Origin of the sequence: Pseudoduganella lutea (assembly GCF_004209755.1) — a bacterium.
Lineage (GTDB): Bacteria > Pseudomonadota > Gammaproteobacteria > Burkholderiales > Burkholderiaceae_D > Rugamonas > Rugamonas lutea.
Window position 1 is genome coordinate 2,031,800 of record NZ_CP035913.1, and the last position, 22,901, is coordinate 2,054,700.

Consider the following 22,901-nt stretch of genomic DNA (forward strand, 5'->3'; position numbering starts at 1 on the left):
ACCCCACCAGGAGCCATCATGTTCACCATCCGATCCTTGGGCGCGGCGATCCTTGCCGCCGCGCTGGCCACGCCCGCGATCGCATTCCCCGGCTGGCAGGCCAGCTGGTACGCGGCGCCGCAGCCCGGCTGGGCGCCGGATTTCGCGCTGCCGACCAATGTGCCGGCCACCGTGGCCGGCAGCACGGTACGCGAAGTGCTGCGGCTTTCCACCGGCGGCAGCGCGCTGCGCGTGGTGCTGTCGAACCGCTACGGCGCCGTGCCGCTGGCCGTCGGCGCCGTGCGCATCGCCCGCACCGCGGGCGGGCGCGGTGCCACGTCGGCCATCGACGCGGCCAGCGACCAGGCGCTGACGTTTGGCGGTCACGCCGGCGTGACCATTCCACCCGGCGGCACGGCGGTGAGCGATGCGCTGGCGTTTCCCGCCGCGGCGCTGGAACGGCTGACCGTATCGGCATGGTTCCCTGGCCCGGCACCGCTGACCACGTTCCATTGGGGCGCCCAGCAGACCGGCTATATCGCCGCCGGCAATACCACGGCCGCCGTCGCGCTGGATGGTGCCCGGCCATTGCACGGCAGGGCGTTTCTCGTCGCCGTCCACTTCGCCGGACAGGGCGGGACCATCGTCGCGCTGGGCGATTCCATCACGGACGGCAACGGCTCGACGCCGGACCGGCATCGCCGCTGGCCGGACTTCCTGGCCGAACGGCTGGCACCGCAAGGCGTGGCAATCGCCAACGCGGGAATTTCCGGTGCGCGGCTGCTGTCGTCGACAATGGGCGTGAAGGCGATCGAACGTTTCGACGCGGACGTGCTGGACCAGCCCGGCGTCACCGGCGTGGTGCTGCTGCTGGGGTCGAACGACATCGGCTGGCCCGGCACGGCTTTCGCACCGCAGGAGCCGCCGATGACGGCGGAGCGCCTGATCACCGGCTACCGTGTACTGCTGGCGCGCGCCCAGGCGCGGCACGTGCGGGTCATCGGCGGCACACTGCCACCGTTCGGCCACGCGCTGCCAGGTACGCCGTTCGAAGGCTACTGGACACCAGCCAAGGAAGCGGTGCGCCTGCAGGTCAACACATGGATCAGGGAGAGTGGCGAGTTCGACGCGGTGGCCGATTTCGATGCCGTGCTGCGCGACCCTGGCGATCCCGCGCGCCTGCGGCCGGAATACGACTCGGGCGACCACCTGCATCTGGGCGACGCGGGATATGCGGCGATGGCGCGGGCCGTACCGGAATTTCCGCCCGCGCAATAAAAAAAACGGCGCCGCGGCGCTAATGCCGTCAAGTTAGTGGAATTCGATGTAGTTCGCGACGCTGGCGTATTGGTGTCGGACACCGGCTTCTTGGTGTCGGACCGCTGCGGCGGACCGACCGGTTTTCCGCTGAGGAAATCGGCAACATCAGGTGAAGACCGGTGTCCGACACATTTTCCGGATGGAGCGCCCGGAAAAAATGTCCGACACCAGGCACGGCGCGGGCTGTGCCGGAATTACGGCCCGCGCAATAAAAAAACGGCGCCGCGGCGCCGTCTTTCGTTGCGCGAAATACGCTCAGCCGTTGCTGACCACGAGCCGGGGCTCGCCGCCGAGGAAGCGCGTCTTGATGGACCGGGCGATGCCGTCGGCATCCAGGCCCACGCTGGCCAGCAGCTTGGCCGGGTCGCCATGGTCGATGAACTGGTCCGGCAGGCCCAGGATCAGCAGCGGCTTGGCGATGCCCGCCTCGGCCAGCGCCTCGGCCACGGCGGCGCCGGCGCCACCCATCACGCAGCCCTCTTCCACCGTGACCAGGTAGTCGTGCGATGCGGCCAGTTCCTTCACCAGTTCCACGTCCAGCGGTTTCACGAAGCGCATATTGGCCACGGTGGCGTTCAGCGCGTCGCCGGCCTTGAGCGACGGTGCCACCATCGCACCGAAGGCCATGATCGCCACACGCTCGCCCTGGCGGCGCAGTTCGCCCTTGCCCAGGTCGATGGCGGTGAGCTCCTTCGATACGGCCGCGCCGATGCCGGCACCGCGCGGGTAGCGCACGGCGGCCGGGCCGGGATACTGGTAGGCAGTGGTTAGCATCTGGCGGCATTCGTTCTCGTCGGATGCGGCCATCACCACCATGTTGGGGATGCAGCGCAGGTAGGCCAGGTCGTAGTTGCCGGCATGCGTGGCGCCATCGGCGCCCACCAGGCCGGCGCGGTCCAGTGCGAACGTCACGTCCAGGTTCTGCAGGGCCACGTCGTGGATCAACTGGTCGTAGGCGCGCTGCAGGAACGTCGAGTAGATCGCCACGACCGGCTTCATGCCCTCGCACGCGAGGCCGCCGGCGAAGGTGACGGAATGCTGCTCGGCGATGCCCACGTCGAAGTAGCGCTGCGGGTATTCGGCATGGAAGCGCACCATGCCCGAACCTTCGCGCATCGCCGGCGTGATGCCGACCAGGCGCTCGTCATGGGCCGCCATGTCGCACAGCCAGCTGCCGAACACCTCGGTGTAGGTCAGCTTGGCCGGCGCCGTGGCCGGCTTGATGCCCTCGGCCGGGTTGAACTTGCCCGTGCCGTGGTACAGGATCGGCTCCGCCTCGGCCAGCTTGTAGCCCTGGCCCTTTTTCGTGACCACGTGGAGGAACTGCGGCCCCTTCAGGTTGCGGATGTTCTGCAGCGTGGGAACCAGCGAATCGAGGTCGTGGCCATCGATCGGGCCGATGTAGTTGAAGCCGAATTCCTCGAACATCGTGGCCGGCACCACCATGCCCTTGGCATGTTCTTCCAGCTTCTTCGCCAGCTCCAGCATGGGCGCCGGCAGTACCGACTTGCCGACGTTTTTCGCGGCCGCGTAGAACTGGCCGGACATCAGCCGCGCCAGGTAGCGGTTCAGCGCGCCCACCGGCGGCGAGATCGACATGTCGTTGTCGTTCAGGATCACCAGCAGGTTGCAGTCTTCTTCCACGCCGGCGTTGTTCAACGCTTCGAAGGCCATGCCGGCCGTCATCGAGCCGTCGCCGATCACGGCGATGGCGTGGCGCTGTTCGCCCTTGATCTTTGCGGCCATCGCCATGCCCAGCGCGGCGGAAATCGACGTGGACGAGTGCGCGGTGCCGAACGTGTCGTATTCGCTTTCGACGCGGCGCGGGAAGCCGGAAATGCCGTCCAGCTGGCGCAGCGTGTGGAACTGCTCGCGCCGGCCCGTGAGGATCTTGTGCGTGTACGTCTGGTGGCCCACGTCCCACACGATGCGGTCGTGGGGCGTGTTGAACACATAGTGCAATGCCACGGTCAGTTCGACAGTGCCCAGGTTCGATGACAGGTGGCCGCCCGTCTTGGAGACGGAATCGAGCAGGAAGTTGCGCAATTCGTCGGCCAGCGGTACCAGCTGGTGGCGCGGCAGCTTGCGCAGGTCGGCCGGGTTATTGATGTTTTGAAGCAGGTTCATTTATGCCTTCCGCTGCACGATCAGGTCCGCGAGTTCGCGCAGGCGCAGCGCGCCGTCGCCAAAGGCGCCAAGCGCCGCGTGGGCATCGCGCCGCAATTGCTCGGCCAGGGCGACGGATTCGTCGAGCCCCAGGATCGAGACGTAGGTGGGTTTGTTGTCGGCGGCATCCTTGCCGGCCGTCTTGCCGAGGGTGGCCGAATCGGCGGTGGCGTCGAGCACGTCGTCGACCACCTGGAAGGCCAGGCCGATCGCGCGGCTGTAGGCGTGCAACGCCTCCAGCTCGCTCGCGGACAAGTCCTTGCCGGCCAGCGCGCCCAGCACGACGGACGCGCGCAGCAGCGCGCCTGTCTTCAGCTGGTGCATGCGTTCCAGTTGCTCGAGCGTGAGGGCGAGGCCAACGCTGTCGAGGTCGATCGCCTGGCCACCGCACATGCCGCCCGAGCCGGCGGCATCGGCCAGCAGGCGCACCATGGCCAGCAGGCGCGCCGGCGGAATACCTTCGGCGCCGGCCAGCACGGTGAAGGCCTGCGACTGCAGCGCGTCGCCGACCAGCAGCGCCGTCGCTTCGTCATAGGCCACGTGCACCGTGGGCTTGCCGCGGCGCAGGTCGTCGTCGTCCATGCAGGGCATGTCGTCATGCACCAGCGAATACGCATGGATCATTTCCACGGCGGCGGCGGCACGCGACAGCGCTTGCGCATCGGCGCCCGTCAGCGCACCGGCCGCATGCACCAGGAGCGGGCGCACGCGCTTGCCGCCGCCCAGCAGCGCGTAGCGCATCGCTTCGTGCAATTTCGCCGGCACCACGGTGGCCGCGGGAAGAAAGGCGGACATGTCCGCTTCCATGCCGGCCTGGATGCCGCGCATCCAGTCCTGGAACGTGACCGCGTCGAATGGCACCGTCATGGCGCGCCCTCGTCACCGTCGGCAAAGGGCTTGAGCAGGTCGCCTTCGAGGATCTTGACCTGCGATTCCACCTTGTCCAGCTGGCTCGCGCAGTATTTGACCAGTTCCGAACCGCGCGCATAGGCTGCGACCGATGCCTCCAGCGGCAACTGCCCGGATTCCATCTGCGTGACGAGCTGCGCCAGCTCGGCCATCGCCTCTTCGAATGAGGCGGGCGCGGTGTTTTCGGCGCTGATTGTTTTATTGACCATGACTTGATTTCGGTTCAGTGCTGGAGTGTAGCCCGTTATTTTAGAACAAAGTGTCCCGCACGGTCCAAAATGGCAACCCGGCCAGGCGTGCCATGTTGCAATCGAGGCCAGGGTGGCACCCTTGCACGCTGAAAGCGCGCACAATGCCGGGCACCCGGGGGTCGAAACGATGATTTATCGGCGGAATCAAGCAGTTCACGCTATAATCTCCGGTTCTTTCCGAAATACCCGTTCTCATACTCTGAATTCAGGTCTTTGCGGATTCTGTCTCTTCTTGGTTTGCAGTAACTTAATTAAGGGGGGTTGGGATGTCCGATCTGGGTACCCACGCCAGGCTAGCGCGCTCGAATGCGCAACTTCCGGTCCACGTCTATTTTGACGAAGCGCTACTGCAGCGAGAAATGCAGCAATTGTTTCGGAATGGCCCACGTTATGTGGGCCATGAACTGATGGTGCCGAACATCGGCGACTTCACGACGCTCGCCTCGGAAAACGAGGGCCGGATGCTGGTCCGTAACGCCCAGGGTATCGAACTGCTGTCGAACGTGTGCCGGCACCGCCAGGCACTGATGTTCAATGGACGCGGCAATGCCAACACGATCGTCTGTCCGCTGCACCGCTGGACCTACGACCTGAAGGGCGAACTGATCGGCGCTCCGCATTTCCCGGAAACGCCTTGCCTGAACCTGCCGAAGGCGCCGCTGCAAAGCTGGAACGGCCTGTTGTTCGAGCAGAACGGCTACAACGTGATGGACAAGCTCAAGGACATGTCCGTGACGAAGGACCTGGACTTCACCGGCTACATGCTCGATCACGTGGAAGTGCACCACTGCGACTATAACTGGAAGACGTTCATCGAGGTCTACCTCGAGGATTACCACGTGGAGCCGTTCCACCCGGGCCTGGGCGGCTTTGTGTCCTGCGACGACCTGCGCTGGGAATTCGGCGCCGATTACTCGGTGCAGACGGTGGGCGTGAACCGCGGCCTGAAGAAATCGGGCTCGGACGTGTACCAGCGCTGGCACGAGCAGGTGCTCAAGTTCCGCAATGGCGAGGCACCGCCGTTCGGCGCGATCTGGCTGACGCTGTACCCGAACATCATGGTGGAGTGGTATCCGCACGTGCTGGTCGTGTCCACGCTGTGGCCGGAAGGCCCGAACCGCACGAAGAACGTGGTGGAGTTCTACTACCCGAAGAGATCGTGCTGTTCGAGCGGGAGTTCGTGGACGCGGAACGCGCCGCCTACATGGAAACGGCCGTCGAGGATGACGAGATCGCGCTGCGCATGGATGCGGGCCGCAAGATCCTGCTGGATCGCGGCACATCGGACGCGGGGCCCTACCAGAGCCCGATGGAAGACGGCATGCAGCACTTCCACGAATGGTATCGAAGTAAAATCGCCGTATAAACAAAATCAACAACGAGGGGACAGATCCGGATCGCAACGGACTGTCCCCTCGGTCATTTAAAGGAATGAAATGCAATCGCTGTGGATGTTGTTCGCCAGTTTCCTGTTCGCCGCCATGGGGGTGTGCGTGAAGCTCGCATCGGACATGTTCTCCACGTCGGAGATCGTGATGTACCGCGGCATCGTGGGCGTGACCGTGCTGCTGGTCCTGATCCGCCTGCAGGGCGGCACGCTGCGGACGAAATTCGCGCTGGGCCACCTGTGGCGCAGCGTGGTGGGCGTGATTTCGCTGTGGCTGTGGTTCTTCTCGATCGCCAAGCTGCCGCTCGCCACGGCGATGACCCTGAACTACCTGTCGCCGATCTGGATCGCCGTGTGGCTGTTCGCGCACGGCTGGTGGCACGCGAAGAACGACGTGTCATGGCCGCTGCTGGTGGCGGTGGGCATGAGCTTCGTCGGCGTCGTGCTGCTGCTGCAGCCCGCCTTCCAGTCCGACCAGCTGGTGTATGCGCTGATCGCGATCTTCTCGTCCATCCTCACCGCGGTGGCCTACATGCAGGTGCGCAAGCTGGGCCTGGCCGGCGAACCGGAAAACCGTGTGGTGTTTTATTTCGCCGTGTCGAACGTGGTGGCGGGCCTCATCGGCACGTTCGCCGAAGCGGGCGGCGGCCCGGTCGTGTTCCACTCGCTGAACAGCGAATACGGCTTCCTGCTGTTGCTGGGCATCGGCCTGTTCGCCACCGCGGCGCAGGTGTCGATGACGCGCGCCTACCGCCTTGGCAACACGCTGGTGGTCGCCAACCTGCAATACACCGGCATCGTGTTTTCCAGTATCTGGGGCGTGCTGGTGTTTGCCGACAAGTTCGACTGGCACAGCTGGCTGGGCATCGGCATCATCCTCGCCTCCGGCAGCGCCGCCGCGTTCTACAATACGAAGAACACCGAGCGCGGCAAGGCCGTTGCCTCGACCGATCCCATCGCCAGCGAAGTTTGAGGAGACCTTATGCACACCACCCTGATCGACGCCGCCACCCTCGCGCAACATATCGATGACCCGCAGTGGGTCGTGCTCGATTGCCGGCACGACCTGCTGAACCCCGCTTTCGGCCGCGAAGCCTTTGCCGCGGGCCACCTCCCCGGCGCGCAGTTCGCCAGCATCGACGACGACCTGTCCGGCCCGAAGACCGGCGCCGGCAGCACGTTCCGCGGCAGGCACCCGCTGCCGGAACGGGCGGCGCTGATCGAAACGCTGCGCCGTTTCGGCATCGATGACACGACCCAGGTGGTGGCCTACGACGCGCATGGCGGCATGTACGCGGCGCGGCTGTGGTGGCTGCTGCGCTCGATTGGCCACGAGGCCGTGGCCGTGCTCGATGGCGGCCTGCCGGCATGGCAGGCTGCGGGCCAGCCCGTGTCCACCGACGTGGCGCCGCGCGCCCCGGGCGGCATCACGGAACGGCCGTCGCTGACCCGCGCGGTATCGGTCGATGACGTGGTGGCGAACCTGTCCACCGGCGGGTTCACGGTCGTGGATGCGCGCGCCAGCGACCGCTTCCGCGGCGAGAACGAGACCATCGACCCGGTCGGCGGTCACATCCCCGGCGCGAAGAACCGCTTCTTCAAGGACAACCTGGGCGCCGACGGCAAGTTCAAGCCGGCCGCGCAACTGAAGGAAGAATTCGCGCCACTGTTTGCCTCGCCCTCTTCTGCCGTGATGCAATGCGGCTCGGGCGTGACGGCCTGCCACAACCTGCTGGCGCTGGAAGTGGCCGGCATGCCGGGCGCCGCGCTGTATCCGGGTTCGTGGTCGGAATGGTGCGCGGCACCCGAGCGGCCAGTGGCGACCGGGGCCTGACGCCGCCGTAGCCGCGGCGCGCCGGCCGCGGTCCCTCAGAGTCCCTTCGTCGCCGCGGCTTTCAGCGTCTGCGCGATCCACGCCATCGCTTCTGGCACGTCGTAGTTGCCGGCGTGCGGCTGGTTCCACGCCAGCCGGTAGTTTACCTCCTGCACACCCGTGTCGGCCTGCAGTGCGCGCGCAAGATTGATCGATACCGTGAATGCCGTGTCGCGGTCGCGCGTGCCGTGCCGCACGTACCAGTATGGCGCCGTGTCGGCCGTGGTGCCGATGTAGGCCATCGGATTGATCAGCTTTACCTGCGCCATGACGGGCGTCGTCACCAGGCCGAAGTGGCGGCTGGCGCTGATGCCGGTATCGTCGTAGCCGATGCCGTCGCCGTGCACGTCGTTGTTGTCCCAGCCATACTCGGTGAAGTTGCTGTATTTTTCGCTCGCCGTGCCGAACAGGTTCGATTCGCCACTGGCCCCGGTGATCGTCATGCCGGTCTGGTCGAATGCCGGCGCCGCCTTCAGCGTGGCTTGCGTGGCAACAAATTTCAGGTACTTTTCCATGTCGAGCGACACCACCTTCTTCGTGGCGTTGTCGACGTCGATCCAGTCGTTCGTGTAGGTGCGCGTGGCGGCCCCGCTGGTGTACGCCATCGCTTCACCCAAGTCGGCGATCGTGCCGCCCGCCGCCATGTACACCTCGGCCGAGCGGGTCACCTCCTGCCTGATCTGGTCCATCATGTTGTCGGCCGTGAGCGCGGCGCCGCTGCTGCCGGTCAGCTTCAGGCCCTGCTGGTAGGCGGGGAATTTCGCCGCCAGTTGCGCACTGCCCGCCGGGTTCGGATTGCGGCCCACGGCGGCACGCGTGCCGAAGGCCGTGTACAGCCACTCGTAATGCAGGTCGGCGTTGCCCAGGTCCGTGATCGGGCAATACGCGTTGATGGCGAGGACATCGTCGCGCAGCGTGCTGCCGCCGTTCGCGTCGATGCCGGCGGCGCCCACCGCGGCCAGGTAAGGCAGGTAATCGGGGCTGTTGCCGGAGGCACCGATGATCGACGACAGCGCCCCGCCGCCGCTGGTGCCGTTCACCACGATGCGGCTGGCGCTGCCCGGCATGCGCGCGTCGTTCAGGCGCAGGTAGCGGATCGCCGCCTTTGCATCGACCACCGGGGCCGGCGCCTTGCCCGGGTAGCTGCCGTCGGCCGCCGCCAGGCCGCGGCTGCGCGTGGCCACGTCGATGAACACGTAGCCCGCCTTCAGCGCCGCGCCCACGTTGCTGGTGGCGCTGTCGAAGCTGGCGCCATCCGTCACACTGGCCTTGATGTAGCTGGCGAACCAGCCGCCGTTGTTGACGGCGAAGTACAGCGCCGTGTCGTTGCTGGCCGCTGCGCTTTCCGGCACAAAGATGTTCATGCTCTGGTAGCCGCATGCCGTGTTGGCGATCGTGGTCGTGCTCCCTCCCAGCGTTGCCTGCGTGGCCGCTACCGCCGTCGGCTTGGCCACGTAGCACACTTCCCTGTACCAGCGCACCGGCACCTGCACGCCATCGATGGTGACGTTGATCGTGGTGTACTTCGCGCTGTCGAAGGCCAGCGCGCTGTCGGACACGCCTGTCGGCTGGTTACCGTCATCGGAGCCGCAGGCGGTCAGCGCCATCAGCATTGCCGCGCCGGCGGCGATGGCCTTCAAAGGGGTCGTGTTTCGATGCATGGAGTCTCCTTGTTGTGGATGATGGATGCGCGCGGGTGCACGCCGCCCTGGCAAAAAGTGCCAACGCGAAAAACAGCAAAAGGGAAAACGGGGTAACCAGTGCGCGGCAATGCACGCTGCTATATCGGTGGCGGGATCGATGCGATGTGGTGGAACTGCGGTGTCATGGTCGTTTCCTCGCGGCGGTCAGGCGGCTGCCTTGTTACGCCGGTGCCGCGATGCCGCGGAGCCCACTGGCGTTGCCGGGGAAAGTATAGGTGGGCCATGCGCGGCCACGATTGCGTTTCGCTGCTTGAAGAATGCTTTTTACTTATCGGCGCTTTTTCAACTACCGCAGCCGCCACCGCCGCAACCGCCGCCGCAACTGCTGCCGCCATCACTGCTGCCGGAATCGCCGGAGTCGGTGCTGCCACCCTCGCAGGCCAGCTCGGGGCCCGCGCCGTCAACGGCCGATCCCGAATTCCCGCTCGTTGCGCAAGCACGCAGCCACCGGTCGTAGTCGCCCTGTGCGATCAGGCCGGCGGCAAGCAGGAAGTCCGGCTCCGTTGCGGGATGCACGCGCGTGTGCTGCGAAGGCCGTCCGTACGGGTCCATGTGCGACAGGACCATCCAGTTGCCCCGCACCCGCCACGCATGGCCCTGCGGCATGCGCAGCGCGCGGTCGGTGGCGAACAGGCGCGGCACCCGGGGACCGGCGAGGCCAAGGCCGTCCAGCGTCCGCGCCGTGACGAGCGTCATGGCGATCGGCATTGCCATGCCGCCGGTCATGTCGACCGCTTCGACATGGGGAATGCGCTGGCCGAAATGGCGTTCGCAGAACGCGTCCAGCGAGGCTGGCGAGTAGCTGAGCCATGCGTGCCAGACAGAGTCCGCCGCCTTCGACGGCAAGGCGCACGGCCGGTTGCTGCGCCGGACGCACTCGAAGAAATCGAGCAGCGCGTCCGAGGCACGGGCGTAAAAAAAGGCATCGCGAGGGATGCCTTGGAATTCGAAGCGCGCCGTGCGCGACCAGTATTCGTACAGTTCCGGGGGAATGTCGCGCCAGGCCTTGCGGTGGCGCGACGTGATGCGCAGACAGGTGGCCCGGATGGTTCCGATGGTTTCCGACAGGTTGTTCAGCATGTGTTGCCTCCTTGGTTGTTGTTTTTGTTGAGGCCATGCTGACAAGGATTTATGACGGGACCATGACATGCGGCGGGAACCGCATGATCGCGGTCAATTTCAGTGCCGCCCTGCCGTCAGGAACAGCACGATGCAGACGCCCAGTGCGATCAGCAGCACTTGCGGCACGGTTTCCTTCATCGTGGCGCGGCGCTGCATCTGCGGCATCAGGTCGCTGACGGCGATGTAGATGAAACCGGACGACGCGAATACCAGCACATAGGGAATCAGGTTGCTGGCGCGGTCAAGCGTGTAATAGCCCAGCAGGCCACCGGCGACGGCCAGCAGGCTGCACAATAGATTGTAGAAGTAGGCCCGCGCGCGCGAAAAGCCGGCGTTGAGCAGCACGATGAAGTCGCCGATCTCCTGCGGGATTTCATGGGCGATGATGGCAAGCGCAGCCACGATGCCCAGGTGCGGGTCGGCCAGGAACGCGGCGGCGATCAGGATGCCGTCGGTGAAATTGTGCATGCCATCGCCGACCAGGATCATCCAGCCCGCACGGCCGGCTTCATGCTTGTCGTGACCATGCGCGTGGTGGTGGCCGTCGCCCTCGTGATGGTGCGAATGGCGCAGGATCGCCAGCTTTTCCAGCATGAAGAATGTCAGCAGGCCAGACAGCAGCGTGGCAAACAGCGTGCGCGGGTCGGCATGCGATTCGAAGGCTTCCGGCAAGGCATGCAGCAAGGACGTGGACAGCATGATGCCGACCGACAGGCTGACCATCCGCTCGACGACTTTCGACAGCAGCGTGAAGGAAAACAATGCCGCCGCCGAAATGCTGGCAACGCCGGCAAGCGTGGTTGCCAGCAGAATTGAAATGAGTACCGGATCGATTTTGGAGCCTCTCGTGCGCTTTGCCGCGCGCGCGGCACCGGGGCCCGGGCAGCGCGCAAACCGGACATTTTACCGTCCAGCTCGCGCTTCTGCTGAAAATCCGTTATCAATAAGGAGAAAACAGGACGAATGCGGCTGACAGCCCGTTACCAATAATGCAAGAACGAGGCAAAAAAGTAACGGATCAGGCCACGCCGTGCTGCTTGAACCAGTCCAGGGCGCGCTTCCAGCCATCTTTTGCATCTGCTTCCACGTAGCTCGGGCGGTAGTCGGCATGGAAGGCGTGGCCGGCATTCTCATAGATGACGAACGTGGACCCGGATTTGCCCTTTGCCAGCTCGGCTTTCATCTTTTCCACCGACTCCAGCGGAATGCCGGTGTCCTTGGCGCCATACAGGCCCAGGACCGGCGTCTTCAGCGTGGCAGCCACGTCGACAGGATGGCGGGCCGTATTGGGAGTGGCTTCCCCTAGTAACCTCCCATACCAAGCCACGCCCGCCTTGACGGCCGGATTGTGCACGGCATACAGCCAGGTGATACGGCCGCCCCAGCAGAAACCGGTGATGCCCAGCTTGTCCGCCGCGCCGCCGTTCTGGCCGGCCCAGGCCACGACCGCGTCGAGGTCCTTGAACACCTGGATGTCCGGCACCTTGCTGATGATGTTCTTTTGCAGGTCGGCGATCGACGGCTCCTTTTGCGGGTCGCCCTGGCGCGCGAACAGGTTCGGTGCCAGCGCCAGGTAGCCCTGCTTTGCAAAGCGGCGCGCCACGTCGGCGATGTGCTCGTGCACGCCGAAGATCTCGGAGATGACGAGGATCACCGGCAGGCCCGTCTTGCCGGCGGGCTGGGCGCGGTACACGGGCACCGGGTAGCCATCGACGGTGACGTTGACGGTGCCGGCCGTGAGGCCGTCGGTATCGGTCTTCACCACGGTCTCGGCGCTGACAGGCAGCGCCGCGGCGGCAAAGCCGGTGCCGAGCGCCGCCTTCAGCAGGTCGCGACGGCTGATGCCTTCGGCTGCGCCGATCAGGCTGGCGGCATCGTTGTGCAGGTCGTTCATGGATTCTCCAGGAGGTGTGTTATCGGAAATTGAAACACAATGGTATTGAAAAGCCAACTATCGAAGGAACCGCTGGCCGGCATTGCTGGGAGAACCGGTGTCCGACACCATTTTTCTGCGAAAAATAGTGTCCGACACCGATGCCCGGGCGCTATTTGCAGCATCAACCGACGCCCGGTGTCAGACACCTTTTCCGGCACGGAAAAGGTGTCTGACACCGGTTTTCGTTGGAGGCTCCTGCCGGCGCATGCGCCGTCAGTGAGCGGAGGCACCTAGAAACGCATGCGTTTTCAGTGAGCCTCCTCCCAGTTCCTGCCCACGCCGACTTCGGCGACGAGCGGCACTTTCAGCTCGGCCACGCCGGCCATCAGCTTCGGCAGTGCTTCGCGCACCAGCGGCAGTTCGTCGTCGGGCACTTCCAGCACCAGTTCATCGTGCACCTGCATGATCATGCGCGACTTCAGGTTTTCCTTTTCGATCCAGTCCTGCACGGCGACCATCGCCAGCTTGATCAGGTCGGCGGCGGTGCCCTGCATGGGCGCGTTGATCGCGGCGCGTTCGGCGGCTTGCCGGCGCGGGCCGTTCGGCGAATTGATCTCGGGGAGCCACAGGCGGCGGCCGAACACCGTTTTCACGTAGCCGTTGGCCTTGGCTTCCAGCCGCGTCTCGTCCATGTAGCGCTTCACGCCATGGAAGCGCTGGAAGTAGCGGTCGATGTAGTTCTGCGCGGCGGTACGGTCGATGCCCAGGTTGGCGGCCAGGCCGAACGCGCTCATGCCATAGATCAGGCCGAAGTTGATCACCTTGGCATAGCGGCGCTGCTCGCTGTTCACTTCATCGGCCGGCACGCCGAAGATCTCGGCGGCGGTGGCGCGGTGGATGTCGACGCCTTCGGCAAAGGCGCGCAGCATCGCCTCGTCTTCCGAGATATGCGCCATGATGCGCAGCTCGATCTGCGAATAGTCGGCCGAAACGAGATGGCTGCCCTCGGGCGCGATGAACGCTTCGCGGATGCGGCGCCCTTCGGCCGTGCGGATCGGGATATTCTGCAGGTTCGGATCGTTCGATGCCAGGCGCCCCGTCACCGCCACGGCCTGCGCATAGTTCGTGTGCACGCGGCCCGTCTGCGGGTTGATCATCTTCGGCAGCTTGTCGGTGTACGTGGACTTCAGCTTGGCCATGCCGCGGTATTCCAGCAGCACTTTCGGCAGTGGGAAATCCTCGGCGAGCTTTTGCAGCACTTCTTCATCGGTCGATGGCGCGCCGCTCGGCGTTTTCTTCACGACCGGGAGCTTGAGCTTGTTGAAGAAGATCTCGCCGATCTGCTTCGGCGAACCCAGGTTGAACGGCCCTTCGGCCAGCTCGTAGGCCTTCTGCTCCAGTTCGGCGATGCGCGCGCCCAGCTCGTTCGATTGCGTGGCCAGCAGGCCCGCGTCGATCAGCACGCCATTGCGCTCGATCTTCTGCAACACCACAGCGGTGGGCAGCTCGATGGTGCGGTAGATCTTCGTCAGGCCTTCGTCGCCCGCGACGTGGCCGTGCATCGCCATATGCAGGCGCAGCGTGATGTCGGCATCCTCGGCCGCGTAGTCGGTGGCGCGCTGCAGCTCCACCTGGTCGAAGCAGATCTGGCTGGCGCCCTTGCCGCAGACTTCTTCATAGGCGATGGTCTTGTGGTTCAGGTGGCGCATGGCCAGGCTGTCCATGTCGTGCGTGCGGTGCGATTCGAACACGTAGGACTGCAGCAGCGTGTCGTGCACGATGCCACGCAGCGCAACGCCATGGTTGGCGAAGATATGCGCGTCGTACTTCAGGTTCTGGCCCAGTTTCGGCTTCGCGGCATCCTCGAGCCAGGGTTTGAGCTTTTCCAGCACGTGTTCGCGCGACAGCTGATCGGGCACGCCCGCATACCGGTGCGCCACCGGGATATAGCACGCCAGGCCCGGCTCGGTGGCCAGCGAGATGCCGACCAGCTGCGCATTCATCGGTTCCAGCGACGTGGTTTCCGTGTCCAGCGCCACCAGCTCGGCGGCGCCGATGCGGGCGATCCATTCGTCGAGCTGCGCCTCCGTCACCACCGTATCGTAGCGGACATTGGCCGGCGGCTCGGCGAACATGTCGCCGGTAGGGCCTTCCGGCGCGGCCGGGCCGGTCTGGCCGGGCACCTGCGCCGACGGCGTCAGCGCCTTCAGCTCGCGCAGCAGCGTCTTGAAGCCGTACTTGTTGAAGAACGCCAGCAGCGATTCATGGTCCTCCTCGCGCGCGATCAGCGACTCGGAGATCGACATCATGTGCTGCGCCAGGTCGCAATCGGTCTTCACGGTGATCAGTTCGCGGCCTTTCGGCAGCCAGTCCAGCGCCGCCTTCAGGTTCGCCCCGACCGCGCCGCCGATCTTGTCCGCGTTGGCGATCACGCCTTCCAGGCTGTCGTACTGGGTCAGCCATTTCACGGCCGTCTTCGGGCCGCATTTCGCCACGCCGGGCACGTTGTCGACGGTATCGCCGATCAGCGTGAGGTAATCGATGATGCGATTCGGCGGCACGCCGAATTTCGCCACCACGCCCGCCTCGTCGAGCTTTTCATTGCTCATCGTGTTGATCAGCGTGACGTGTGGCGTGACCAGCTGCGCCAGGTCCTTGTCGCCGGTGGAAATGATCACGTCCATGCCGTTCTTTTCGGCCGTGACGGCCAGCGTGCCGATCACGTCGTCCGCTTCCACGCCCTCCACCATCAGGATCGGCCAGCCCATCGCCTTCACGGCTTCGTGGATCGGTTCGATCTGCAGCGACAGGTCGGACGGCATCGAGGCGCGGGTGGCCTTGTATTCCGGATACAGGTCGTCGCGGAAGGTCTTGCCCTTGGCATCGAATACGCAGGCGATGTAGGCGGCCGGGTAATCGGCGCGCAGGCGGCGCAGCATGTTGACCATGCCATGCATGGCGCCGGTCGGGTGGCCATCCGGGCTGCGCAGGTCGGGCAGCGCATGGAAGGCACGGTAGAGATAGCTGGAACCGTCGACCAGCAGCAAGGTCTTTTGCATGGGTGCAAGTGGGGGTGTCTGATGCGAATCCGGCATTATCGCAGAGAACAAGCGGTGGCGAATCGTGTGGCGCCGCTGCGGAAATTGGCGTTCGCAGCGGAAACGGGTGTCAGTTTGTTACAATGGCCTAACCACCAATATCACGCGTATTGCCATTACCGGCATTCTCCTGACCAAAGGCACCTATCATGCGCCCGTCCACCGTCGCCGTACCGCTGGCCTCCATCCTGCTGGCCCTGGCCGCCGCCACCGCCAGCGCCCAGAACAGCACCCCACCAAAGCTGGATCCGGTGCCGGATAACGACACGCCGATCACGGTCACGCCGAAATCGAACCGTGAAACCACCACCACGGTGCAGCGTGACGGCGGCCGCATCGTGCAGGAAACCGTGCAGGCCGGCGGCAGCACCTACGCGGTGAAGCCGGCCAACCCGAACAGCACCCAGCTGCCGGGCGACGCTGGCGGTCCGCAAGTGCGCGGCCCGCAATGGACCGTGATGGAATTTGATATCGCCAAGAAACAAAAACAGCGCAGTGCCGATGCCGCGGCCGCAGCCGCGGCGGACAACGCGGCAGACGTGCCGCCGCCTCCTCCGATGCCACCCGTAACGGAGTGATGCCGCGTTCCCGCCCGGGAGGAACATTTGCCCGGCGCAGCTCATCCATCCTCGAACCTTATTGATTCTCATGGCAGTCTTTACCTCGGTCAGCCTGGACGATGTCCAGCCCTGGATCGCGCAATTTCCCCTCGGCCGCGCGGTAGCCCTCAAGGGCATCGCATCCGGCATCGAAAACAGCAATTTCTTCCTGACGACGGAACGTGGCGAGTACGTTCTCACCATCTTTGAAAACCTCAGCTTCGAGCAGTTGCCGTTCTACCTGCGCTTGATGGAGCACCTGGCCTCGCGCGGCGTGCTGGTACCGGCGCCGGTGCCGAACGACAAGGGCGAGCTGTGCGTGCCGCTGCATGGCAAGCCGGCCGCGATCGTCCTGAAGCTCGAAGGCAGTTCCGAACTCGCTCCGCGGCCCGTGCATTGCGCCGAGGTGGGTGCGATGCTGGCGCGCATGCACCTGGCCGGACGCGATTTCCCGCTGCACCAGCCGAACCTGCGCGGCCTGGCATGGTGGCACTTCGCCGCCCCGGCCGTGCTGCCGCACATGGCCGAACCGGAAGCGGCGCTGCTGCGCGCCGAGATGCATTTCCAGGAAGCGTTCCATGGCAGCGCGCTGTATGGCCGCCTGCAGCAGGGCCCCGTGCATGCCGACCTGTTCCGCAACAACGTGATGTTCGACGGCGAGCGCCTGACCGGCTTCTTCGACTTCTACTTTGCCGGCTGCGACACCTGGCTGTTCGACGTGGCCGTGACCATCAACGACTGGTGCGTGGACCTGGACACCGGCGTGCTCGACGAGGCACGCGTGCGCGCCTTCCTGGATGCCTACCACGCGGTGCGCCCGTTCACGGCCGACGAGCAGGAAGCCTGGCAACCGATGCTGCGCGCCGGTGCACTGCGCTTCTGGCTGTCGCGCCTGTACGACCTGCACCAGCCGCGCGAAGCGGAAATGCTGACGCCGCACGACCCCACCCACTTCGAGCGCATCCTGCGTGAGCGCATCGCCACCCCCGCACCAAGCTTGTACCAATGAATCAGACACCAGCAAGATCAGGATGGGAATGGGTGAAACAGGGCTTCGGCATGCTGAAGAAGCAGCCGGCAGGCCTGTCCACGCTGTTCTTCGGTTACATGCTGCTGACCACGCTGCTGCTCGTGGTGCCCCTTGTCGGGCAGATCGCCCACAGCGTGCTCATGCCCGTGTTCGCGATCGGCTTCATGACGGCGGCGCGCGAGATCGGCGCCGGCAAGCCGGTGCTGCCCGCCCTGCTGATCGCGGGCTTTCGCGGCCCCGCGCTGCGCAAGCTGTGCATGCTCGGCGTGATCCACTTGCTGGTGTTCCTGGCCGCCGGCGCCATCGGCGTGCTGCTGTTTGCCAATACCGACGCGCTGCGCGACGCCACGCTGGCCGAGCTGCAGACGAACCGGGAACTGGTGCTCGAGTCGGGGCTGGTGCCGACGATGCTGGCCACGGCCCTGCTGTATATCCCCGCGCTGCTGGTGATCAGCTTTGCCGCGCCGCTTGTCCAGTGGAACGGCATGGGGCCCGGCAAGGCGCTGTTCTACAGCTTTTTCGCGATCAAGCGCGCGGCCGGCGCATTCTTCATGTTCGCCCTCAGCCTGTTCCTGATCACGGTCGCCGTACTGTTGCTGGTGCGCGCGGTGTTCGGCTTCGGCTCGATCGGCTTTGCATTGATGCGCATGTTTTCCGAGGTACTGTACGGCGTGGCGCATTGCGCGCTGTTCGTGGCCTATGCGCACATATTCCCGGCGCCGCCGGGCGATTCCGATCCCGCCCTGAAGCCCTGAGCCGGCACGCCACGACAAGGAACGGCGCGGGTCCGAAAGGTATAATGGCGGGATGCAGAATCTCCTCCACAACCTCAATCCCGAACAACTCGCCGCCGTCACCCTGCCGCCGCAAAACGCCCTGATCCTGGCGGGCGCCGGCTCGGGCAAGACGCGCGTGCTGACTACGCGCATCGCCTGGCTGATCCAGACCGGGCAGGTGTCGCCGGGCGGCATCCTGGCCGTCACGTTCACGAACAAGGCGGCCAAGGAAATGCTGGCGCGCCTGTCGGGAATGATGCCGATTAATACACGCGGCATGTGGATCGGCACGTTCCATGGCCTGTGCAACCGCCTGCTGCGCACCCACTACCGCGATGCCGCCCTGCCCCAGTCGTTCCAGATCCTCGACACGCAAGACCAGCTGTCGATGATCAAGCGCCTGCTGAAGGCCAACAATGTCGACGATGAAAAATTCCCGCCGAAATCGGTGATGTATTTCATCAACAACAACAAGGACCAGGGCCTGCGCGCCAGCCAGGTCGAAGCGTACGACGCGAACGAACGCAAGCTGGCCGAGCTGTACCAGCTGTACGACGACCAGTGCCAACGCGAAGGCGTGGTCGACTTCGCCGAACTGCTGCTGCGCACCTACGAACTGCTGTCGCGCAACCAGCCACTGCGCGAGCATTACCAGCAGCGCTTCCGCCACATCCTCGTCGACGAGTTCCAGGATACGAACAACCTGCAATACGCGTGGCTGAAACTGATCGCCGGCCATGGCACCGGCCACGGCGGCGCGCTGTTCGCCGTGGGCGACGACGACCAGAGCATCTATGCGTTCCGCGGCGCGAACGTGGGCAACATGGCGGCGTTCGAGTCCGAGTTCAGCGTGAAGAACCTGATCAAGCTCGAACAGAACTACCGCTCGCACGGCCACATCCTCGATGCGGCGAACGTACTGATCGCGAACAACAGCCGCCGTCTGGGCAAGAACCTGCGCACGGACGCGGGTCACGGCGAACCGGTGCGCGTGTACGAAGCCACGTCCGACCTGCAGGAAGCGCAATGGCTCGTCGACGAAGCAAAGAACCTGATCGGCGAAGGCACGCGGCGCAGCGAGATCGCCGTGCTGTACCGCTCGAACGCGCAATCGCGCGTCATCGAGCATGCGCTGTTCTCGGCCGGCATTCCGTACACGGTGTACGGCGGCCTGCGCTACTTCCAGCGCGCCGAGGTGAAGCACGCGATCGCCTACCTGCAGCTGATGGACAATCCGCACAACGATTCGGCCTTCCTGCGCGTGGTGAATTTCCCGGCACGGGGCATCGGCGCGCGCACGCTGGAGCAGTTGCAGAATGCGGCCGAAGCCTATGGCATCTCGATGTATGCGGCGGTGCCCTACATGGTGGGCAAGGCCGGCACGTCGCTGGGCGGCTTCGTGAAACTGATCGAGGGCGTGCGCTTCGAAACGCAGCAGATGGCGCTGCCGGAACTGGTGCGCATCACGCTGGAAGCATCCGGCCTGCTGCAGCACTATGCCAACGAAAAGGAAGGCGCCGACCGGGTGGAAAACCTGGAGCAGATGGTCAGCGCGGCCACCCAGTTCGTGGGCGAGGAAGGCTATGGCCAGGGTGCGCCCGCGCACCTGGGCCCGGCGGCCGAAGCCCAGGCGGGCGCGGCGATCATCAATGCCGACGGCGTGGAAATCATGGATGCTGACGCGCCGCTGTCGACCGTGATGTCGCCGCTGTCGGCATTCCTCGCGCATGCGTCGCTCGAAGCGGGCGACAACCAGGCGCAGGCCGGCCAGGATGCGATGCAGCTGATGACGGTGCACTCGGCCAAGGGCCTCGAATTCGACAATGTGTTCATCACCGGCCTTGAAGAAGGCCTGTTCCCGCACGAGAGCAGCTCGAAGGAGGAAGGCGGCGTCGAGGAAGAACGGCGGCTGATGTACGTGGCCATTACCCGGGCCAGGAAGCGCCTGTACATGTGCTTCTGCCAGACACGCATGCTGCACGGGCAAACACGCTACAACATGAAGTCGCGCTTCTTCGACGAATTGCCGGAGGAATCGCTGAAGTGGCTGTCGCCGCGCGTGCAGGCGCACTGGTTCGCCAACAAGAAGGCACAGTGGGAAGACGTGCAGCTCAATGGCGGCAGCGACAACGCGATCGCCCAGCGCATCGCGCAGAAATCCACCGGCGGCTCCGGTTGGCGCATCGGCGAATCCGTTTCGCACGCCAAGTTCGGCGAAGGCGTGATCGTCAACATCGAGGGCAGCGGTGCCAATTGCCGCGCGCAGATCAACTTCGGCAGCGCCGGCATGAAGGTGCTGGACCTGTCGGTGGCGAAGCTGGAGCGGCTGGGGCGATAGTATCTCGCACTGGTGTCTGACACTCTTTCCCGCAAGGAAACGGTGTCAGACACCGGTTTTCGTAGGATGCTGGCGATTTTCTGGTCACCGCTTTTGCGTCACTTCAGCCCTGCTTGCGCCCCACCTCGGTAGCCTGCCCCTTGCGCAGCGCTTCATCGATCAGCGCGCGGGTGGCCTTGTCGGCCTCGCTGCTCAGCCGGCCCTGTTCGCGGCCCAGCTCGGCGGCCTTGCGGGCCAGCTCTTCCATCGGCTTCGTCAGCTCGGCCATGCGGGCATGCAGGGTTTTCATGGGTTCGCGGTCGGCACTTGCCTTCTCGTGCTCGCGCGCCATCGTTTCGGACAGGCGGGCCATGCGCTGCTGCAGCGGTTCCATCTGCTTGCGGAGGGCGTCCATCTGGCGCGACAGCGCTTCCCGGCTGGCGTCGCTGCCGGCCGATGCCATGCGCCGGCCCAGTTCTTCCTGCTGGCGGCCCAGGCGCTCCTGCTTGCGGGCCAGTGCGCTCAACTGATGCACGGTATTGCGCGTGAGCTCTTCATTGAACAGCGTGGCCACCTGGGCGCCGATCTGCGCACCGATCGCCTCGATCTCCTTGCCGTGGCTGTCCATCGAGGCGCCCTGCTTTTCCATGTCGGCGGCGAGCTTTTCCGACGGTACCCAGGCGCTGCGCACTTTGGCGACGAGCGCCGCATCCTTCACGACATAGCGCTTGCCATCTTTCCTGAACCAGACGAAATCGCCACCGATGGCTTCCTTCGCCTCGCGCACGTCGGACTCGTCGCGCGGATCGAGGGCGAAGTTGCGCACCTGGGCGTTGTTCCCGCGCACGACCGCATACGATACGGACACAGGGCCCGGGTGGACGATCGTCGCGCCATTGCGTAGCCCGATCGGTGCTGCGGGTGGTGCAGGCGGTGCGGGTGGTGCGGGTGGCGCGGGTGGAACCGGTGCCGCCATCATGGGTGCGGCAGGGGCGGCCATTTTCGTCATCGGTGGCGCCGGGGGTGCGGGCGGTGCGTCCGGCACGGTCATCCTTGCCATCGGCGGCGCCGGAGGCGCATCGGGCGCATCGGGCGGGGCCGGCGGCTCGGGCGGCACGGGTGCCAACCAGCCCGCATCCTTGCGATGCAAGGTGGCGGCGCGGGCGGCTTCGGCGGCGGCACCAGCCGCCTCGACGCCAGCGGCCGCCGCGGCCTCGGCGGCCTTCGTGGCTTCCTGCGCCGCAGCCGCTTGCGCCACCGCCGCGACCGTCGCTGCCCTGGCGGCTTCGGCCGCTTCCCCGGCGTCGGCATCGCGGCCGGCGATGGGGGTGCCGGTGGTGTGCACCGCGGTGGAAGCCGTTTCCGGTTGCGCATGGGCATACAACATCACGCAGGCCGTGCACAGGCCAAGCAGCGGTGTCGCGATTTTCCAGCTGAGCGGTTGCGCATCGGGACGGATCAGGCGTTTGATACGTGACATGAGGTCTCCTCCTTGTGCCGCGGGGGCGAAGTGCGAAGTGGTGAACTGGAACTTGTCCAGCTCGGACAATGCCAGGGCCAGGCGCCGCGGCTCGCCGAGGGCGGCCGCCGCCAGGTCGTCGGCGATCTGTTCCCGCTCGATGCGGATGCGCTTGCTCAGCATCCACACGCTCGGGTGATAGAACAACAGGATCTCGATCGCGCTCTGCACCAGGTTCACGAAGTAATCGTGGCGGCGGATATGCGCGAGTTCATGCGCCAGCAAGGCTTCCAGCAGGTGCGGCGGCATGCCGGTCACCAGCGCGGCCGGCAACAGCACGACGGGGCGCCAGCAGCCGGCCGTCATCGGGCCTTCCAGGTCGTCGTCCGACACGCCGAGCCGCACATGCCGGCGGATGCCGATGCGCAGTGCGAGGCGGTCCAGGCGCTCCTGCCACCCGGCGTCGGGACGATGGTGGCCGGCCAGCATGCGCTGGCGTACCCACTGCAGGCCCAGCGACAGCCGCAGCGTCATCAGCGCAGCGCCACCGGCCCACAGCAGCACCAGCCAGGGCATCTGCCGGCGCAGCACGTATTCGAACGACGTCCACTGGTCGGCGTCGACCAGTACCGGCACGTGCGCGGCGGGAATCGCACCGGCCCCGGCCCCCAGCAACGGGTCGGACGGCAAGGGCATCGCATAGCCTGCCTGCAGCGCTTCCTGCATGCGCCACACGATGCCGCCGGCCGGCACCGCGGCACACAGCAGCAGCGCGGCGCAAGCCACGGCATAACGGGCCTGCGGCCGTGCGTTGCGCAGCAGGTGCAGCGCCAGCGCCGCGGCCCAGCCGATCAGCAGCCCCTGCCAGACGAAATGCAGCAACGACCAGCCCAGGGCCGGCACCAGCGTGTCGACGAAGGTGTTCATTGCGCTGCTCCCGCGCCGATGCGGGCAACAATGGCAGAGCGGTCGGCGTTCTTCGTCATGGCGGCTCCTCGTGAAGTGGGAACGAGAGTAAATTATGTAGAAAATTTTG

The 22,901-nt window shown here is 65.4% G+C and carries 17 protein-coding genes and 1 pseudogene; 9 read left to right on the forward strand and 9 right to left on the reverse strand.

Annotation, left to right across the window (positions count from 1 at the left end; all coding sequences use genetic code 11):
* Positions 1–18: 18 nt before the first annotated feature.
* Entirely contained in the window at positions 19–1,257 is a 1,239-nt protein-coding gene (locus tag EWM63_RS08520; RefSeq protein WP_130186143.1) for an SGNH/GDSL hydrolase family protein, read from the forward strand.
* A 297-nt stretch (positions 1,258–1,554) separates the two neighbouring features.
* Here EWM63_RS08520 and dxs read toward each other — a convergent pair whose 3' ends face one another.
* Genes dxs through EWM63_RS08535 form a run of 3 tightly spaced genes read right to left on the reverse strand, consistent with a single transcriptional unit; the run spans position 1,555 to position 4,583 of the window.
* On the reverse strand, positions 1,555–3,426 hold the full coding sequence (dxs, locus tag EWM63_RS08525) for a 1-deoxy-D-xylulose-5-phosphate synthase (protein WP_130186144.1): 1,872 nt from the start codon (positions 3,424–3,426) through the stop codon (positions 1,555–1,557).
* Positions 3,427–4,332, reverse strand: coding sequence for a polyprenyl synthetase family protein (locus EWM63_RS08530; protein ID WP_130186145.1), 906 nt, complete (start codon positions 4,330–4,332; stop codon positions 3,427–3,429).
* Positions 4,329–4,583, reverse strand: a complete 255-nt coding sequence (locus EWM63_RS08535; protein WP_130186146.1) for an exodeoxyribonuclease VII small subunit — start codon at positions 4,581–4,583, stop codon at positions 4,329–4,331. Before EWM63_RS08535 ends, EWM63_RS08530 begins: the two co-directional genes overlap by 4 nt.
* A gap of 503 nt (positions 4,584–5,086) precedes the next feature.
* On the opposite strand from EWM63_RS08535, the pseudogene EWM63_RS08540 reads away from it, so the two are divergent.
* The 3 genes and pseudogenes from EWM63_RS08540 to EWM63_RS08550 all read left to right on the forward strand — a co-directional run bounded on the left by EWM63_RS08540 (position 5,087) and on the right by EWM63_RS08550 (position 7,846).
* A pseudogene (locus tag EWM63_RS08540) lies at positions 5,087–5,991 on the forward strand (aromatic ring-hydroxylating oxygenase subunit alpha).
* Between the two features lie 70 nt (positions 5,992–6,061).
* Entirely contained in the window at positions 6,062–6,985 is a 924-nt protein-coding gene (locus EWM63_RS08545; protein ID WP_130186147.1) for a DMT family transporter, read from the forward strand.
* A 9-nt stretch (positions 6,986–6,994) separates the two neighbouring features.
* Entirely contained in the window at positions 6,995–7,846 is an 852-nt protein-coding gene (locus tag EWM63_RS08550) for a sulfurtransferase (protein ID WP_130186148.1), read from the forward strand.
* Positions 7,847–7,881: 35 nt separating this feature from the next.
* Here EWM63_RS08550 and EWM63_RS08555 read toward each other — a convergent pair whose 3' ends face one another.
* The 3 genes from EWM63_RS08555 to EWM63_RS08565 form a co-directional block, all read right to left on the reverse strand.
* On the reverse strand, positions 7,882–9,546 hold the full coding sequence (locus EWM63_RS08555; protein ID WP_130186149.1) for a subtype B tannase: 1,665 nt from the start codon (positions 9,544–9,546) through the stop codon (positions 7,882–7,884).
* 324 nt (positions 9,547–9,870) lie between these two features.
* Positions 9,871–10,668: a UCP032817 domain-containing protein gene (locus EWM63_RS08560; protein ID WP_130186150.1), complete on the reverse strand. Its 798-nt coding sequence runs from the start codon at positions 10,666–10,668 to the stop codon at positions 9,871–9,873.
* A 99-nt stretch (positions 10,669–10,767) separates the two neighbouring features.
* Positions 10,768–11,520, reverse strand: a complete 753-nt coding sequence (locus EWM63_RS08565; protein ID WP_130186151.1) for a ZIP family metal transporter — start codon at positions 11,518–11,520, stop codon at positions 10,768–10,770.
* On the opposite strand from EWM63_RS08565, the gene EWM63_RS08570 reads away from it, so the two are divergent.
* Positions 11,408–11,683: a hypothetical protein gene (locus EWM63_RS08570; protein ID WP_130186152.1), complete on the forward strand. Its 276-nt coding sequence runs from the start codon at positions 11,408–11,410 to the stop codon at positions 11,681–11,683. The two genes, EWM63_RS08565 and EWM63_RS08570, sit on opposite strands and share 113 nt — an antisense overlap.
* 45 nt (positions 11,684–11,728) lie before the next feature.
* Here the strand turns inward: EWM63_RS08570 and EWM63_RS08575 are convergent, their stop codons facing one another.
* Positions 11,729–12,604, reverse strand: coding sequence for a dienelactone hydrolase family protein (locus tag EWM63_RS08575; protein WP_130186153.1), 876 nt, complete (start codon positions 12,602–12,604; stop codon positions 11,729–11,731).
* A gap of 290 nt (positions 12,605–12,894) precedes the next feature.
* Positions 12,895–15,645 carry a DNA polymerase I gene (polA, locus tag EWM63_RS08580; protein ID WP_130186154.1) on the reverse strand — a complete coding sequence of 917 codons (2,751 nt, stop codon included), beginning with the start codon at positions 15,643–15,645 and terminating at the stop codon, positions 12,895–12,897.
* Positions 15,646–15,833: 188 nt separating this feature from the next.
* On the opposite strand from polA, the gene EWM63_RS08585 reads away from it, so the two are divergent.
* The 4 genes from EWM63_RS08585 to EWM63_RS08600 all read left to right on the forward strand — a co-directional run bounded on the left by EWM63_RS08585 (position 15,834) and on the right by EWM63_RS08600 (position 20,427).
* Positions 15,834–16,262, forward strand: coding sequence for a hypothetical protein (locus EWM63_RS08585; protein ID WP_207221262.1), 429 nt, complete (start codon positions 15,834–15,836; stop codon positions 16,260–16,262).
* A gap of 70 nt (positions 16,263–16,332) precedes the next feature.
* Positions 16,333–17,292: a homoserine kinase gene (locus EWM63_RS08590; protein WP_130186155.1), complete on the forward strand. Its 960-nt coding sequence runs from the start codon at positions 16,333–16,335 to the stop codon at positions 17,290–17,292.
* The gene (locus EWM63_RS08595; protein WP_259772502.1) at positions 17,289–18,068 is read left to right on the forward strand and encodes a BPSS1780 family membrane protein; all 780 of its coding nucleotides are present in this window, start codon (positions 17,289–17,291) and stop codon (positions 18,066–18,068) included. The genes EWM63_RS08590 and EWM63_RS08595 overlap by 4 nt, the downstream gene beginning before the upstream one ends.
* Positions 18,069–18,120: 52 nt before the next feature.
* A complete protein-coding gene (locus tag EWM63_RS08600; RefSeq protein WP_130186157.1) occupies positions 18,121–20,427 on the forward strand; it encodes a UvrD-helicase domain-containing protein in 2,307 nt (768 codons plus the stop codon).
* Positions 20,428–20,530: 103 nt separating this feature from the next.
* Here EWM63_RS08600 and EWM63_RS08605 read toward each other — a convergent pair whose 3' ends face one another.
* Positions 20,531–22,792, reverse strand: coding sequence for a M56 family metallopeptidase (locus EWM63_RS08605; RefSeq protein WP_130186158.1), 2,262 nt, complete (start codon positions 22,790–22,792; stop codon positions 20,531–20,533).
* Positions 22,793–22,901: the final 109 nt, after the last annotated feature.